A 16,132-nucleotide genomic window follows, 5' to 3' on the forward strand; every position below is an offset into this window, starting at 1 on the left:
GCTGAATATTGGCATTGCCATAGAGACGGGATTTATAGACGGCGTAATTCTCCATCACCCGCTGCACATAGTTGCGGGTTTCTGTGTATGGAATACGCTCAATCCAGTCGACAACCTGATCGAGATTCTGCCCGCGTGGATCACCATATTTGGCAATCCATTCACTGGCGCGTCTCGGGCCTGCATTATATCCGGCAAAAGTCAGGATATAGGAGCCGTTGAAACGCTCAATCTGTTCGCCGAGATAATGCGCACCCAAAGTGGCATTATAAGCGGCATCAGTGGTCAGGCGCTTATCGGAATAAGCAAGACCTGCACGCTGGGCAACGCCTTTTGCCGTGCCCGGTAACAATTGCAGCAGGCCACGCGCACCGGCGCTGGAAACCGCTGAAATATTGAATTCACTTTCCTGACGGGCAATCGCATAGGCGAGGGCGGCGCCGGAGCCTTTAATATTCGCATTGGCCGGAATGGCACCTGTCGGATGCGATAATGCTCCGACATCGAGACCGCGACCGGCAGCGATCTTGCCGACGCGCAGTGACAGGTAATGATTGCTGTTGCGTTCAGCCATGACAGCGAGAAGCGCCAGTTCACCTGTGCTGCTCAGTTCCTGCGCCATATTGATGTACAGGCTCTGCGCGCGATTACCATAGCCGATGGATTCGAGACGGCGGATTGCACGAACCGGTTCGCGGCTGTCAAAACGTTCACGATCTGCGGCGCTTGGTTTCGGATAAGGCAGCTGCAGAACATTATTGCCAAGCTTGGCTGCCGCCAGCTGACCGTAGAACGATGTGCCGTAATAGGATGCACGCTGATACATTTGCTTTGCATTGCCGCCGCCACCGGATTCTGCGGCACGACCCATCCAGTAATAGGCGCGGGATGCAGACATCGGACGCGAGGAAATTTCAGCAATACGGCTAAAATGTTTTTGCGCGGTAGAGGCATCATTCAATGCACGCAGAGCATACCAGCCTGCATGGAATTCTGCATCTACAGCCATAGTCGGTGTTTCCGCACTGTGAGCAGCGGCTAAGCGATATGCAATTTGCGGCTTGCCGATATCCAGTAATTCACGGGATAAAACGCGGCGCTCAATCCACCAAGCATCCGGATCAACCAGTGATTTGGCATCACGCGGTGCCTTCAGCATCAGATTGGCAGCTTCCGTATAGCGCTCGGAGCGGCGCAGATACTGGATTTTTGCAAATAAAAACGCAGGATTTGACTGCCATGAACTATGAACAGCATTGAGCTTTTGCGCCGCATCCGGCGCACGTTTGTTCACGGCAGCAAAGGCTGCATAAAGCGATTCCGCATCGGCTGATGTGGCTAAACGTGATGCTGATGACAGACGGTTATCATACAACATGCGCAGAAAACGTGTCTGATGATCTTCTTTGGTCAATACGCCGGAAAATTCACGCAAAATCAGCGTTTCATCTTTTGTATCGAGCTTGGCGCGTGCCCACCATGGCGCAAGCAACTGGCGTGCCTGTGCGCGGTTTCCGCTGGCAAGATAAGCGCGACCCAGCAGGATCATACCTTCGGTGGTCTGCGGTTTGCGGTTTCCGAGATAGGAAATCACGGTGCCGGCAGGGGCATTTTCACGGTAAAGCGCCCGTTCTGTGTTGCGCTGAACTGTGGTCATGCCAGGCCAGTCACGCAATTCTGCGGCGGCAGCAACATAGTCAGCACTCGACAAGCCGTCTGCACCGGACAGAGCCAAAGCCCATGTCAGGATATGGCGGTCGAGATCACTGGCGGACATACCATTGCGGATTGCCAGCGCACGGCGTGCATCTTTTGAAGACAGGGCATCCAGCGCGGTTTTCAGGCTGCCGCTCATGGCGGCCGGTGCCTGCGCACGTGGTATCGTGGCGGTGGTTGTCGGATCCGGCCGCATCATCGGCGCGGGCATATTGCGCATCGCTGTTGGTGCAAAAGGGCGCAGCAAAGGCGTTGGCACATTTTCAGCTTCCTGCGCACCGGCTGTCAGCACATTTCCTGCCATGCTTGCACTTAAAAGTGTAAGGGCTAAAAAAAACTGATCTGGTCGCTGTCCGAAAAGTGCAAATTTACGCATTACAAATCCGTTATAACCGTGTTGAAGCAAATTTAAGGCAGATTATTAAGATATCCGAGTGAAAACTGAGAGTTATAGAAATGTCGCTCTCAGTGGTCAGAGGTTCTGAATATGCTGTTGAATGCTGCCGGTCTTCTGTACTTCCAATTATAGGTCAGACCTGTGAAGGCAATGTTAATGAAGCCTTACCTGAAAGACGGGTTGATATCGTTTTTAATCATAAATTCATCGTGATTTGCGCCCCAATTTTGCCGGTATTGACTGTTGTTTCTCAGAAGAACGGGGATGAATTGCAAATCACTTGCTGACAGGTTTTCGTCGCTATGTGTAAAACATTTCGTCGGACTGACGAAATGCGCGTTTATTTTTATCATAGCGATGAAATGCCTATGAATATGCGTAAATTTGCTTGATGCAGCAGTTTTGCAGGACTATGGTGCAGCACTTTTCACGAACAGGTGGTGGTGCCATCATTCTGTACGCGGCTGCGAGGCCTGTATGGATGGTCGTTCTATGGCATTTGTAGTGAATATAATAACATTCTTATGGGCTGTATATTAGAAACCATCATATATGCGGTTTGAAATTGCATACAGGCAGCGCAGGGCTTTTTTGATTTTGCAAAATCAAAAATTGCCGGAGATGCGGGGCTGATATTATCAGTCCGGATTTTCTTCTGCGTCACCTGATCTTCAATATTAGAGCGCGTGTGCCCGATCGGGTGCACAAAATCCGCTCTAACACTTTAAAATTAGAGCATACTATTCCGGGATTGCAAATCCGGCGTAATAAACTGCATTATCGGTCGATTTTTCGCTGATATGTAATTCATATTAAAACACAGGCAAACTTTTGGGAGTACCCGATGCTTAAGGGCTCAATCACGGCTATCGTCACACCTTTTACAGAGCAGGGTGGTTTTGACGAAAAAGCGTTCCGTGGCCTTGTAAACTGGCAGATCGAGGAGGGGACGCATGGCTTTGTACCGGTTGGTACAACTGGCGAAACTCCGACACTGTCCCATGATGAGCATAAACGGGTAATCGAGGTTTGCGTTGAAGAAGCGAAAGGCCGTGCGCAGGTTATAGCCGGCGCCGGTTCTAATAATACTGTTGAAGCCATTGAGCTTGCCCAGCATGCGCAAGGTGCTGGTGCTGATGCTGTTCTGGTTGTGACACCTTATTATAATAAGCCAAATCAGCGCGGGCTTTATGCGCATTTTTCCGCTGTTGCCAAGGCGATTTCAATTCCGCTGGTGATTTATAATATTCCGGGACGCTCGATCATTGATATGACACCGGAAACAATGGGCGCTCTTGTGCGCGACCACAAAAATATTGTTGGCGTGAAAGATGCAACCGGCAAAATTGAACGTGTTTCCGAACAGCGCGCAACTTGCGGTACAGACTTCATTCAGCTGTCCGGCGAAGATGCCACGGCTCTGGGTTTCAACGCTCATGGCGGTCGCGGCTGTATTTCCGTAACATCCAATATTGCACCGCGTCTTTGCGCACAGTTTCAGGAAGCCTGTCTGGCCGGTGATTATGCAACAGCACTGACAATTCAGGATCGTCTGATGCCGCTGCATAAAGCTTTGTTTATGGAGCCGAACCCTTCAGGCGTGAAATATGCGCTGGCACGTACCGGACGCATTACCAATCATCTGCGCCTGCCTTTGATGCCTGTTGAGGCTGAAACCGCAGAGAAAATCGATGCAGCGCTGCGTCATGCAGGTCTGCTCAATCAGTAATTCTGCGCAATCGGCACAACTAAACAGTTTACGCTGTTTATTTTGCTGCAAATCATCTATCGCCTGCCGGTACATGAATATTGAACCGGCAGGCTTTTTTATATTCAGCTTGTTGCAGTTTAAGCCGGAAAATCTCTGGATTCTAAAGTGGTCGCATTATCACGCTCGTCAAGTTCATCCAACTTGACTGTGAAATGCTCTAGTAAAGTTGCGGATCAGATATATATTGCTGCCATGAATACGAAAAAAAATGCACCTGTACGCAAAGTCATCGCAGATAACCGCAAAGCGCGTTATAATTTCGAGATACTTGAAGTGATTGAAGCGGGCCTCGTTCTCTCGGGAACCGAGGTTAAATCTTTGCGCTCCAATCAGGCAAATATCGCTGAAAGCTATGCCAGCTTTGAGAATGATGCGTTCTGGCTGATTAATTCCTATATTCCTGAATATACGCAAGGCAATCGTTTCAATCATGATCCGCGGCGGTTGCGTAAATTGCTGCTCAGCGAGAGAGAGATTGTGCGTCTGGCCAATTCCATCGCCCGCGACGGGATGACAGTTGTGCCGTTGAAGCTCTATTTCAACGAGCGTGGCCGTGCGAAGCTCGAAATCGCTCTGGCACGCGGTAAGAAACTGCATGACAAGCGCGAAACGGAAAAGAACCGTGACTGGAATCGTGAAAAATCACGATTGCTCCGTGATCGCGGGTAATACCCGAAATATTAAAGCCCTGTCTCAGACAGGGCTTTTTTTTATGAGCTCACTTCCGGGGATTATCGTTCAGATAATCGCGCACATTGCTGAATACATTACGGAACATGGCTTCCGTGAGAACACCGGTATTGGTGTTGTAGCGCGAGCAATGGTAGCTGGAGAAAATACGCAACTGTCCGATATCAGTTTGTGCGCCATGGCCGAATTTATGTTTTGAGACCGGCTGGCCAAGGGCGCGGATTGTCGATTGATGGGCAATGGTGCCAAGCGTGACGATCGCCTGCAAGTTAGGCAGGCCGGTAATGAACGGCGATAAAAACTGGCGGCAGGTATTGATCTCGGCACCGGTCGGTTTGTTCTCCGGTGGCACGCAGCGAACGGCATTGACGATAGCGCAATCATTCAGCGTCAATGTATCATCAGGCCACGCTTCAAAATTGCCCTGAGCGAAACCATAATCTTTCAAAGTGGAATAGAGCAGGTCACCGGCATAATCACCGGTAAAGGGGCGACCTGTGCGGTTGGCACCGCGTAAACCCGGTGCAAGGCCGATAATCAGCAGGCGTGCCCGTTCGGTAAAAGCGGGCAGGGTGGTGGTGCAAACCGCTGTTGCACTGTTCTGCGGATCTGTCGGCAAAAATGCAGGAACCGGAGCATTATGCCATGAAGGCTCATTGCCCCGCCAGACTTGAATAAAGTCGTGAAGGCGGGGGCAGAATGCGCAATCGCGGGATGGTTCCGGATACTGCAAAATAAGTCAGAAGAGCTTAGTACAGCTCTTCTTCCTCTTCAAAACGGCGGGCCGGACGTTCACTGGCTTCGCGGCTGATTTCAGACTTCAGGGTCACCAGATCAAGGAAATGGTCTGCCTGACGGCGCAGCTCATCGGAAATCATTGGCGGCTGTGTTGTGAGGGTTGAAACAACGCTCACTTTGCGGCCGCGACGCTGCAATGCTTCCACGAGGCAGCGGAAATCGCCGTCGCCGGAGAAGATTACAAAATGATCGACGGTTTCAGTCAGTTGCATGGCATCGACAGCAAGTTCGATATCCATATTGCCTTTTACCTTGCGGCGGCCGGTTGCATCAGTAAATTCTTTGGCAGCTTTGGTAATGACCTTGTAGCCATTATAATCAAGCCAGTCGATCAGGGGGCGGATGGATGAATATTCCTGATCTTCGACAAGTGCAGTATAGTAATAAGCACGCAGCAAGTAACCGCGCTTCTGAAAAGCTTTCAACAATTTGCGGTAATCAATATCAAAGCCAAGTGTCTTGGATGCAGCGTAAAGATTGGCGCCATCGATAAAAAGCGCGATTTTTTCGCGTGAATCAAACATTTTGATAATTATCCATTCTTCAGCAAATAATATTTTGCTGATTAATTGTCCGCACTTTTCAATTTTTAGTTTTGAAAAAAGCCTCTCCTAGTTTGCGTTCTAAGGCGCATCTACAGAAAGGCAAGCAATCACAGGTTGTTTTTATTGCCGTATTTGGAAAAGACAGGGAAAATGTGTGATTAAGATATCACAAATATCATATAAATGAAATCTATTCATTTGGGAGCAAGAGTATAAACGATTTAGAGGACTTTATTGCAGGTTTTTCAAAGCCCGCAGAACAGCGAGGATTTTAAAAGATCGGGAGCGATTCTGTGGGGTTGTGTGACGGAAAAATGAAGTCTCAAGGCTATGAGAGCTGTGTTTGCGCACAGATATGGAAAATCAAAAACGCTCTATGTGCGCTTTTGCTTGTTTTTTGTGTCAAGTGGCGTTATGGAAATCGAGAATTCCTGAATTAATTTTGAGATATGAAAGGGGCGATCTATGGCCCGCGTTACCGTTGAGGATTGCGTTGACAAGGTAGACAACCGCTTTGAGCTGGTTCTGCTTGCCAGCCATCGTGCACGTCAGATCTCTCAGGGCGGTCAGATTACCATTGATCGCGACAACGATAAAAACCCGGTTGTTGCGTTGCGTGAAATCGCTGACGAGACCCTGTCACCGGGCGATCTGAAAGAAGACCTGATCCACTCGCTGCAGAAGCATGTGGAAATTGACGAACCGGAAGCACCGGCACCGTTGCAGATCAGCGGCGCTCTGGACGAGCTGGGCGGCGAAGTTGTTGTCGGCGCAGAAGACATCGTGACATTCGACAGCATGAGCGAAGAAGATCTGCTTGCTGGTATCGAAGGTCTGGTTGCACCGGAAAAGAGCGACGATTACTGATTTTTGTTGAGGCGCTTTAAGCTGTTTCAACAGATATCCGGCATTGTTTTCAGATTGCCGGTGTCAGTAAAGACCGGATTATTAAAGCGCTGCAGATTATTCTGTGGCGCTTTATTTTGTGCGCATCAGGCGGCTCCTCGGGCTAGAGCGCCGTGCGTCCCATTGGGCGCACAATGGTCGCTCTAACACTTAAAATTAAGAGCATAATTTTAACTTAAACTGCTTCAAGTTTAAGAAATTATGCTCTGGCCGTTAAAATGCCGCATGAAAAATGCCGGTAGATGCCGGATTATTATATGCTTTAAAACCTGTAGTGCTTTGTGCCGGTTGCGTTTTACAGTAAATTCCGGAGTCGTGACGCCGGTGTCGTTATGTATGATTTGTTTGATGCGCGGGTAAGAGGAGTGCAGGCTGATGATGCGCCAATATGAGCTGGTTGAGCGGGTGCAGCACTATAAGCCTGATGTGAATGAGGCGCTGCTGAATAAGGCTTATGTTTATGCGATGCAGAAACATGGCAGTCAGAAACGTGCGTCCGGCGATCCTTATTTTTCCCATCCGCTGGAAGTTGCGGCAATCCTCACAGATATGCGTCTTGATGAGGCAACCATTGCCATTGCGCTGCTGCATGACACAATTGAAGATACAGACGCGACCCGCGCTGAGATTGACCAGCTTTTCGGCCCTGAAATCGGCAAGCTGGTTGAAGGTCTGACCAAGCTTAAAAAACTCGATCTGGTTTCCAAAAAAGCCGTACAGGCGGAAAATCTGCGCAAACTTCTGCTGGCGATTTCCGACGATGTGCGCGTGTTGCTGGTGAAACTGGCTGACCGTCTGCACAATATGCGCACCCTTGGTGTGATGCGCGAAGACAAACGTCTGCGCATTGCCGAAGAAACCATGGATATTTATGCGCCGCTGGCCGGTCGCATGGGTATGCAGGATATGCGCGAAGAGCTGGAAGAACTGGCCTTCCGCTATATCAATCCGGAAGCATGGCGTGCGGTGACTGACCGCCTTGCGGAACTGATGGAAAAGAACCGTGGTCTACTCAGCAAGATTGAGACAGATCTGGCAACGCTATTTGCCGAAAAAGGCCTGCATTCTGATGTTTCCAGCCGGCAGAAAAAGCCGTGGTCGGTTTTCCGTAAAATGGAAACCAAAGGCCTGTCTTTCGAGCAGCTTTCCGATATTTTCGGTTTCCGTGTCATCGTTGATAATGTTGATGATTGTTACAAGGCACTGGGGATTATTCACCGAACATGGTCGATGGTGCCGGGGCGTTTCAAAGATTATATTTCAACGCCGAAGCAGAATGATTACCGTTCGATCCACACCACAATTATCGGGCCGTCCCGTCAGCGCGTAGAGCTGCAAATCCGCACCCGTGCCATGGATGATGTGGCGGAATATGGTGTGGCAGCCCATTCGATCTATAAAGACGGCCGTAGCAATACGGTGCCAACCGCGATTTCAACGGAATCCAATGCCTATGCATGGCTGCGCCGTACGATTGAGGCGCTGTCTGAAGGTGATAATCCGGAAGAATTTCTCGAACATACCAAGCTGGAACTGTTTCAGGATCAGGTCTTCTGCTTCACGCCGAAAGGCCGCCTGATTGCGCTGCCGCGCGGTGCAACGCCGATTGATTTTGCCTATGCGGTGCATACGGATATTGGCGACTCCACCGTTGGCGTGAAGATCAATGGCCGCATGATGCCGCTGATGACCGAGCTTAAAAACGGCGACGAGGTGGATATTATCCGCTCTAAGTCGCAGGTTCCACCTGCGGCATGGGAATCCATTGTGGTTACCGGTAAGGCGCGTTCGGCAATCCGTCGTGCAACCCGTGCTGCTGTTCGCAAGCAATATTCCGGTCTGGGTATGCGTATTCTGGAGCGGGCGTTCGAGCGCGGTAACAAGCCGTTCAGCAAGGATTTGCTCAAGCCTGCACTGGCACGGCTGGCGCGCAAAGATATTGAAGATGTATTTGCCGCGGTTGGTCGCGGTGAGCTGGCTTCCGGCGATGTGCTGAAAGCGGTTTATCCGGATTATCAGGACACACGCGTGACAACGGGTAGTCCTGCGAAAACCGGCGAGAAGGGCTGGTTTAACCTGCAAAATGCTGCAGGCATGATCTTTAAGGTACCGGAGGGTGGTAGCACTGAGGATGTGCAGAAGCAGGCGGCAGCGCAAAATCATGCTGTGCCGATCCGCGGTGCGAATTCGGATTTGCCTGTGCGTTTTGCGCCGGAAGGCGCTGTTCCGGGCGATCGTATTGTCGGGATTTTGCAGCCGGGTGTCGGCATCACGATCTATCCGATCCAGTCTTCTGCACTGACCGCCTATGATGACCAGCCGGAGCGCTGGATTGATGTGCGTTGGGATATTGACGGCGAAATGCATGAGCGTTTTCCTGCCCGCATCTCTGTTTCCGCCATTAATTCACCGGGCTCACTGGCAGAGATTGCACAGGTTATTTCGGTCAATGATACGAATATCCACAATCTTTCCATGGTGCGAACCGCGCCTGACTTTACAGAAATGATTATGGATCTTGAGGTTTGGGATCTCAAACATCTCAACCGCATTATTACGCAATTAAAAGAAAGCGCCTGTGTGAGCGATGCACAGCGCGTTAACGGATAAGAGGCTGTTATGAATACTGAAGATGTGCTGGGCGTGTTTCGTGAGGCAGGTGCCATTCTTGAAGGGCATTTTATTCTGACTTCCGGTCGCCGCAGCCCTGTTTTCCTGCAAAAAGCGCGGGTGTTCATGCATGCCGACAAGACGGAAAAACTGTGCAAGGCACTGGCTGAAAAGATCAAAGCCGCTGATCTCGGTCCGATTGACTATGTGGTCGGCCCTGCAATCGGCGGTCTGATCCCGTCTTATGAAACTTCACGCCATCTCGGCGTGCCGTCGATCTGGGTCGAGCGTGAAAATGGTGTTTTCAAACTGCGCCGTTTTGAACTGCCGGAAGGCTCCCGCGTTGTGATCGTGGAAGATATTGTGACCACCGGCCTTTCGATCCGCGAGACAATTGACACGCTGCGCGATTTGAAGGCGGAAGTTGTGGCTGCTGCCTGTATCGTTGATCGCTCGGCAGGTAAAGCCGATGTCGGCACCAAGCTGATCGCACTGGCTGAATATGAAGTGCCGTCCTATGATAAGGATAATCTGCCGCCGGAACTGGCAGCGCTGCCTGCCATCAAGCCGGGAAGCCGTAATATCTGAGCTGAACCATGACGCTCTGCTGATTTTCAAAGCGTTTTTTGACGCAGGGCGAGGCGGGATATAGAAATTTCTGAACATTCATGCCATGAGGAACATAGTCTTCGTGACATGAACAGCTGTCGGCCCGCCTCTTTAAATTATTGTTGCACATAAAACCCGTCGGGGTGCCAGAGCATTTAGCGTCAGCGATAATACGACGAATTAAAAAACCAGAGCGTGTCCCGAAAAGTGCGAAGCGGTTTTCGGATAAGATACGATTTAAAACAAAGAGTTAGAGCGTGTCGCGGAAAAGCGGGCACCGGTTTTCCGATAACGACAAGTGTAAAAACAAGGCATCATCGTGGTTTCAGTTCTTACAGCTCAGACAATGCATAGCCAGCGTCACCGTGACCCGTGCGGAGCCTGCGTTGATTGTGAAGTGCGTAAAATGGCGATCTGTGCCGCTTTGCAGGATGATGCGCTGCATGCGCTGGAGGCAATCATGTCTTCACGCAAGCTTGAAACCGGTGAAATGCTGGTGGAAGAGGGCGCGCCGAAGCTGAAGGTTTTCAGCCTGACTTCCGGTCTGCTACGTTTGTTTACATTGCTGCCGGACGGCCGCCGTCAGATTTCCGGTTTTCTCTATCCAGGCGATTATCTAGGTCTCGCCGATGACGGGACTTACTCCCAGACGGCAGAAGCTGTTGTGCCATCCACATTATGCTGCTTTTCCGTAAATGAGATGGACGAGCTGATGGATCAGCATCCGGCATTGAAAGACCGGCTCTATGTGATGACACGTGAGGCTTTGCGCCAGTCGCGGGATAATCAGCTGGTGCTCGGGCGTCTTGCACCTGTTGAGAAACTGGCCTCTTTCCTGCTGGTGCTCTCAGCACAGGCGAAACGTGTCGGCCATCCGGACAATCCGGTACATTTGTCGATGAACCGCACGGATATTGCAGATTATCTCGGCCTGACCATTGAAACTGTCAGCCGTTGTTTCACAAAATTGCGCACTCAGGGTCTGATTCATCTGCCGGATGCCAATACGGTGAGCATTCTTTCGCATCGTTCGCTTTCAGCCGTTGCCGGTACTGAATTTAAAAGCTGATCTCTGATACTTTTAAGAATGTATCCTGCGTTTGCCCCCTAAGGCAGACGCAGCTTTTTGCATTTTATTGGGATTTTCCTGAACCCGCGCTTGCGTAATATCGGTGCGGGATTTTTATTTATGTCTTTATTTTATTGATTGAGGAGGGGCTATATGCGCCGGTCATTATTGATTTCTGGTCTGCTGATCTCTGTGTTCACTACATCTGCCAATGCCGAAATCATTTTAAATCGTGGCAATAATGGCGATCCGTCCTCGCTCAATCAACAACTGACATCAACGGTCGATGAAGCAGCGCTTCTCGCTGATCTTTATCAGGGGCTGGTGATGGAAGATGCCAAAGGCGCAATCATCGCCGGTGTTGCAAAATCATGGGAAATGTCACCGGATGGCGTGGGCTATATTTTCCATCTGCGCGATAATGCAAAATGGTCGAATGGTGATCCGGTTACCGCGCAGGATTTTGTCTATTCTTTTCGCCGTATTATGAACCCGCTAACAGCCGCACCCTATGCCAATGTGCTGTTTCCGATCAAAAATGCCGAAGCAATCTCCCGCGGACAGTTGCCGCCTGAGCAATTGGGCGTGGAAGCACCGGATGATTATACGGTGAAGTTCACACTGAAAGCGCCGACGCCCTATTTTCTGCAATTGATGGCACATCACACGGCACTGCCTTTACATCGCAAAAGCGTTGAAAAATACGGCGAAAAATTCACCGCTCCCGGAAATTTGGTGAGCAATGGTGCCTATCAACTGACCAGTTTTGTGCCGAATGACAAAATCATCATGAAGAAAAATCCCTATTATTATGATGCGGATAAGGTCAAAATTGATGTGGTGAACTGGCTGCCTTTTGAAGACCGCTCCAGTTGTATGCGCCGGTTTGAAGCAAAAGAGGTGCAGGTCTGTGCCGATGTGCCTGCCGAGCAGATGGATTATGTGCGCAAGAGATTTGGCACTCAGTTGCGCATTGCCCCGCAATTGGGCAGCTATTTTCTCGATATAAAGGGGGAAGACGGCAGCCCGCTGAAAGATGCCCGTGTGCGCCGCGCTATTTCGATGGTGATCGACCGCGATTTTATGGCCAGAGAAGTCTGGCGCGGGACAATGCTGCCATCCTATTCTTTAGTGCCGCCGGAAATTGATAATTATATCAGTGGCGATGTGCGTCAGGATTATGCCAATCAGGATATTCTCGACCGTGAAGATAAAGCGAAAGAACTTCTGAAAGAGGCAGGTATCAAGCCGGACAGTCTGACGGTTGAGCTGCTTTATAATACATCCGAGAACCATAAAAATGTCATGGCTGCCATTGCGGATATGCTGAAAAATATCGGCATCAAGGCAAAGCTGAATGAAATGGAGGGCACGACCTATTTCAATTATCTGCGCGAAGGCGGAAAATTTGATCTGGCAAGGGATGGCTGGATCGGGGATTACAGTGATCCGCAAAGCTTTTTGTTTCTCTATAAAAGTGACAGTAGTTTCAATTATGGAAAATGGTTCAATAAAACCTATGACGCTTTGCTGGATAAGGCCACGGTGACAACCGATCTCAGAGCGCGTGCGGTGATGCTGGCCGATGCTGAGCGCCTGTTGCTTCAGGAACAGATTGTCATTCCGCTGTTTACCTATGCGTCACGGGCGCTGGTTTCAGATCAGCTGGAAGGCTGGCACGATAATCTGAAGAATGTCCACGCCACACAATGGCTGTCGCTGAAGCAATAGGCACAGACAAATTTTGAGCAAAGGGCGGGGCATTTCCCCGCCCTTTTTTGTTTTACAGCCATTGATCCAGATCAATGCGCTTTTTCACACCTTTGTTACACCAGCGATAAGGGAGGACGATCCGTTTGCAGAAAACGGATCCGGCAAGCTGCTTTCCCGTTGCGGAGCGGCGGTTATCCGAATGATAAAAGGCTGGAAGTATGATTGACTTTACTGTCGTTGATCTGTCGCGATTGCAGTTCGCTGCAACGGCGATGTATCATTTTATTTTTGTCCCCCTGACGCTCGGCCTCTCATTATTGATGGCGATTATGGAGAGCGTTTACGTCATGACCGGTCGCGACATCTGGCGTCGCATGACCATGTTCTGGGGTGTTTTGTTCGGCATCAATTTTGCCATGGGCGTCGCCACAGGGATCGTGATGGAGTTTCAGTTCGGTATGAACTGGAGCTATTACAGCCATTATGTCGGCGATATTTTTGGTGCGCCGCTGGCTATTGAAGGCTTGATGGCCTTCTTCCTTGAAGCCACATTTATCGGCCTGTTCTTTTTTGGTTGGGCGCGTCTGTCGCGCGTGGCGCATCTCACCGTCACATGGCTGATGGCGCTTGGCGCCAATTTCTCCGCATTGTGGATTCTGATTGCCAATGGCTGGATGCAAAATCCGGTCGGCGCGGTTTTCAATCCTGATACAATGCGTATGGAAGTCACAGATTTTATGGCTGTGCTGTTCAATCCGGTTGCACAGGCAAAATTCGTGCACACGGTGAGTGCCGGTTATGTAACGGGTGCCATGTTCATCATCGCAATCAGTAGTATCTATCTGCTGCGCGGTAAGCATGTGGAACTGGCAAAACGTTCTGTGACCGTTGCCGCTTCTTTCGGTCTGGCTGCTGCTCTCTCCGTCGTCGTGCTGGGTGACGAAAGCGGCTATGTGGCCACCGAACAGCAGAAGATGAAAATCGCTGCGATGGAAGCCATGTGGGAAACAGAACCTGCACCGGCCGGTTTTAACCTGTTCGCCATTCCGGGCGACGGCAAAAACAGTTATGAAGTGCATATTCCTTATGTTCTCGGCCTCATTACCACCCGCAGTCTGACAACGGAATTGCCGGGCATCCATGATCTGGTGGATATGGCTGAAAAGCGCATCGAAAACGGTATCAAGGCTTCTGTTGAGCTGGATCATATCCGTGCAAACCCGAATGATGCTGAAGCCCGCGAGGCCTTTAAGGCCAACTGGCATGATCTCGGCTATGGCCTGCTGCTGAAGCGTTATCGGGATGATATTCAGAACGCCACACCTGAGGAAATCCGCAAGGCTGCGGAAGATACAATTCCGAGTGTCGGCACTTTGTTCTGGTCGTTCCGTGTCATGGTGGCGCTGGGCTTCTATTTCATCGCCTTTTTTGCAATTGCCTTTGTTCTGGCGAGCAGACATCGCATTAATGAGCATACCAATCGTGCGCTGCTTAAAATCGCTGTGTTCTCACTGCCTTTGCCGTGGATTGCGATTGAAGCAGGCTGGATTGTTGCGGAATATGGCCGCCAACCTTGGGCGATTGAGGGCGTGCTGCCGACATTCTATGCGGCTTCCAATCTCACTATGACTGATCTGGTCATCAGTCTTGGTTTCTTCCTGACCGTCTACACCACTTTGTTATGCATCATGATCTGGCTGATGGTTCGTACCGTTAAAGCCGGACCAAAAGAACCGGTACGCCCTGATGTCGATATGGCACAGGATGCGGCCATCCTGAATATGCAGAGCAACGGTTAATCAGGCGAAAGGAGCAAGATAATGACCAATATTCCTTTAGATTATGAAACAATGCGCCTGATCTGGTGGTTGCTGCTCGGTGTTCTGCTGATCGGTTTCGCGATCATGGACGGTTTTGATCTTGGCGTGGGCACTCTGCTGCCTTTCGCGGCTAAAACCGATGAAGAGCGCCGTATGCTGGTCAATCTGATCGGCCCGACATGGGAGGGCAATCAGGTTTGGCTGATCCTCGGCGGCGGCGCGATTTTTGCCGCATGGCCTGCACTTTATGCGGTGTCGTTCTCCGGCTTTTATCTGGCGATGATTGCCATTCTGCTGGCTCTGATCCTGCGTCCGGTCGGTTTCAAATTCCGCAGCAAGGTGGAAAATACCGCATGGCGTTCCACATGGGACTGGGCACTGTTTATCGGTGGTTTCGTACCGGCGCTGATCTTCGGTGTTGCTGTTGGTAATGTTCTGCTCGGTGTGCCGTTCCGTTTCGATAATGCGATGCGCATTTATTATGACGGCAATTTCTTCGGCCTGCTGACACCTTTTGCACTGCTATGCGGTCTGGTCAGCCTGACCATGCTGGTTGCGCATGGTGCAACAGTGATTGTTGCCCGTGTTCCGGGTGTTGTGGCTGAACGGGCGCGCAGCTTCGGCAAGATTGCAGCGCTGTTCAGCGTGGTTCTGTTTGCGCTTGCCGGTGTGTGGCTTGCTTTCGGTATCAACGGTTATGTGGTCACTTCCGTGCAGGATGTTGCGGGGCCGTCCAATCCGATGCTCAAGACTGTGACAACTGGTTCCGGTGTCTGGTTGGAAAACTACACCAAACATAGCTGGATGCTGATTGCGCCTGTGCTCGGCTTTGCCGGTATGGCTCTGAGCTTTATTGCTCTGCATTGCCGCAAAGGTACGCTGGCTTTCTTGTGCAGCAGTGCCGGTATTTTCGGGATCATCAGCACAGCGGGCGTGTCACTGTTTCCGTTCCTGCTGCCAAGCTCGGTCATGCCAAATGCAAGCCTGACAGTGTGGGATGCATCGTCCAGCCATCTGACCCTGTTCATCATGCTCATCGCGACAGTGATCTTTCTGCCGCTCATTCTTCTCTATACCAGCTGGGTCTATAGCGTGATGCGCGGCCCGATTACTAAAGACAGTGTCGATAATACGCCTAATGCTTACTAACCCTTTGAAGAATAAAGAAAAAGGAACAATGAAATGTGGTACTTTTCCTGGATCCTTGGATTGGGACTGGCCTCTTCCTTCGCAATTTTCAATGCCATGTGGTTTGAATTGCGCAATGACGTGCTGGTGCGCGCCCCGGCGCTTGCGTCGGAAATGAAAAACATGCCGGTTACGCCGGAAATGAAAAACATGCCGTCTGCGCCGGAAATGAAACTGAACGAACAGGCAGCTGTTGCCGGTAAAGGACAAAAAGTATGACGGAGATTGCGGCAAGACATTATGCTTCTCTTGCCGTACCCCGCTATACATCTTATCCGACTGCCGCGGATTTCTCTCCGG

Annotated in this window: 13 protein-coding genes; 10 read left to right on the forward strand and 3 right to left on the reverse strand. The window is 50.5% G+C overall.

Annotation, left to right across the window (positions count from 1 at the left end; genetic code table 11):
• Positions 1–2,020, reverse strand: a 2,020-nt coding sequence (locus tag A918_RS0115590; RefSeq protein ID WP_033316187.1) for a lytic transglycosylase domain-containing protein, incomplete at its 3' end; no start/stop codon positions are given.
• Between the two features lie 937 nt (positions 2,021–2,957).
• Here A918_RS0115590 and dapA point away from each other — a divergent pair.
• Positions 2,958–3,842 carry a 4-hydroxy-tetrahydrodipicolinate synthase gene (gene dapA, locus A918_RS0115595; RefSeq protein WP_022711956.1) on the forward strand — a complete coding sequence of 295 codons (885 nt, stop codon included), beginning with the start codon at positions 2,958–2,960 and terminating at the stop codon, positions 3,840–3,842.
• A gap of 234 nt (positions 3,843–4,076) precedes the next feature.
• Positions 4,077–4,553 carry an SsrA-binding protein SmpB gene (gene smpB, locus A918_RS0115600; protein ID WP_022711957.1) on the forward strand — a complete coding sequence of 159 codons (477 nt, stop codon included), beginning with the start codon at positions 4,077–4,079 and terminating at the stop codon, positions 4,551–4,553.
• A 49-nt stretch (positions 4,554–4,602) separates the two neighbouring features.
• Here the strand turns inward: smpB and A918_RS0115605 are convergent, their stop codons facing one another.
• Both A918_RS0115605 and A918_RS0115610 read right to left on the reverse strand, forming a co-directional pair.
• Positions 4,603–5,307 (reverse strand): uracil-DNA glycosylase, encoded by a 705-nt coding sequence (locus A918_RS0115605; protein WP_022711958.1) that lies wholly within the window; start codon positions 5,305–5,307, stop codon positions 4,603–4,605.
• Between the two features lie 16 nt (positions 5,308–5,323).
• Positions 5,324–5,896, reverse strand: a complete 573-nt coding sequence (locus tag A918_RS0115610) for an NYN domain-containing protein (protein WP_022711959.1) — start codon at positions 5,894–5,896, stop codon at positions 5,324–5,326.
• Positions 5,897–6,382: 486 nt separating this feature from the next.
• Here A918_RS0115610 and rpoZ point away from each other — a divergent pair, with 486 nt between their 5' ends.
• From rpoZ to cydX, 8 genes are all read left to right on the forward strand, one after another.
• Positions 6,383–6,784 (forward strand): DNA-directed RNA polymerase subunit omega, encoded by a 402-nt coding sequence (gene rpoZ, locus A918_RS0115615; protein WP_022711960.1) that lies wholly within the window; start codon positions 6,383–6,385, stop codon positions 6,782–6,784.
• 414 nt (positions 6,785–7,198) lie between these two features.
• Positions 7,199–9,433, forward strand: coding sequence for a bifunctional (p)ppGpp synthetase/guanosine-3',5'-bis(diphosphate) 3'-pyrophosphohydrolase (locus A918_RS0115620; protein ID WP_022711961.1), 2,235 nt, complete (start codon positions 7,199–7,201; stop codon positions 9,431–9,433).
• Between the two features lie 9 nt (positions 9,434–9,442).
• The gene (gene pyrE, locus A918_RS0115625) at positions 9,443–10,021 is read left to right on the forward strand and encodes an orotate phosphoribosyltransferase (protein WP_022711962.1); all 579 of its coding nucleotides are present in this window, start codon (positions 9,443–9,445) and stop codon (positions 10,019–10,021) included.
• 367 nt (positions 10,022–10,388) lie between these two features.
• Positions 10,389–11,111: a helix-turn-helix domain-containing protein gene (locus tag A918_RS0115630; protein ID WP_028233878.1), complete on the forward strand. Its 723-nt coding sequence runs from the start codon at positions 10,389–10,391 to the stop codon at positions 11,109–11,111.
• A gap of 153 nt (positions 11,112–11,264) precedes the next feature.
• Complete coding sequence (locus tag A918_RS0115635) at positions 11,265–12,842, forward strand: peptide ABC transporter substrate-binding protein (protein WP_022711964.1); 1,578 nt, start codon at positions 11,265–11,267, stop codon at positions 12,840–12,842.
• Between the two features lie 200 nt (positions 12,843–13,042).
• The gene (locus A918_RS20750) at positions 13,043–14,623 is read left to right on the forward strand and encodes a cytochrome ubiquinol oxidase subunit I (RefSeq protein ID WP_022711965.1); all 1,581 of its coding nucleotides are present in this window, start codon (positions 13,043–13,045) and stop codon (positions 14,621–14,623) included.
• A gap of 21 nt (positions 14,624–14,644) precedes the next feature.
• The gene (gene cydB / locus A918_RS0115645) at positions 14,645–15,793 is read left to right on the forward strand and encodes a cytochrome d ubiquinol oxidase subunit II (RefSeq protein WP_022711966.1); all 1,149 of its coding nucleotides are present in this window, start codon (positions 14,645–14,647) and stop codon (positions 15,791–15,793) included.
• Between the two features lie 33 nt (positions 15,794–15,826).
• Positions 15,827–16,051 carry a cytochrome bd-I oxidase subunit CydX gene (gene cydX / locus A918_RS22470; RefSeq protein WP_022711967.1) on the forward strand — a complete coding sequence of 75 codons (225 nt, stop codon included), beginning with the start codon at positions 15,827–15,829 and terminating at the stop codon, positions 16,049–16,051.
• Positions 16,052–16,132: the final 81 nt, after the last annotated feature.

Source organism: Pseudochrobactrum sp. AO18b (genome assembly GCF_000409565.1).
GTDB classification, from domain to species: Bacteria; Pseudomonadota; Alphaproteobacteria; order Rhizobiales; family Rhizobiaceae; genus Pseudochrobactrum; species Pseudochrobactrum saccharolyticum.

What these genes read in the sequence shown, in the direction of transcription:
- A918_RS0115610 (WP_022711959.1), bottom strand. Translation starts at nt 5,896, where the DNA reads ATGTTTGATTCACGCGAAAAAATCGCGCTTTTTATCGATGGCGCCAAT.
- cydB (WP_022711966.1), top strand. Translation starts at nt 14,645, where the DNA reads ATGACCAATATTCCTTTAGATTATGAAACAATGCGCCTGATCTGGTGG.
- rpoZ (WP_022711960.1), top strand. Translation starts at nt 6,383, where the DNA reads ATGGCCCGCGTTACCGTTGAGGATTGCGTTGACAAGGTAGACAACCGC.
- smpB (WP_022711957.1), top strand. Translation starts at nt 4,077, where the DNA reads ATGAATACGAAAAAAAATGCACCTGTACGCAAAGTCATCGCAGATAAC.
- A918_RS0115630 (WP_028233878.1), top strand. Translation starts at nt 10,389, where the DNA reads ATGCATAGCCAGCGTCACCGTGACCCGTGCGGAGCCTGCGTTGATTGT.
- dapA (WP_022711956.1), top strand. Translation starts at nt 2,958, where the DNA reads ATGCTTAAGGGCTCAATCACGGCTATCGTCACACCTTTTACAGAGCAG.
- A918_RS20750 (WP_022711965.1), top strand. Translation starts at nt 13,043, where the DNA reads ATGATTGACTTTACTGTCGTTGATCTGTCGCGATTGCAGTTCGCTGCA.
- cydX (WP_022711967.1), top strand. Translation starts at nt 15,827, where the DNA reads ATGTGGTACTTTTCCTGGATCCTTGGATTGGGACTGGCCTCTTCCTTC.
- A918_RS0115635 (WP_022711964.1), top strand. Translation starts at nt 11,265, where the DNA reads ATGCGCCGGTCATTATTGATTTCTGGTCTGCTGATCTCTGTGTTCACT.
- pyrE (WP_022711962.1), top strand. Translation starts at nt 9,443, where the DNA reads ATGAATACTGAAGATGTGCTGGGCGTGTTTCGTGAGGCAGGTGCCATT.
- A918_RS0115620 (WP_022711961.1), top strand. Translation starts at nt 7,199, where the DNA reads ATGATGCGCCAATATGAGCTGGTTGAGCGGGTGCAGCACTATAAGCCT.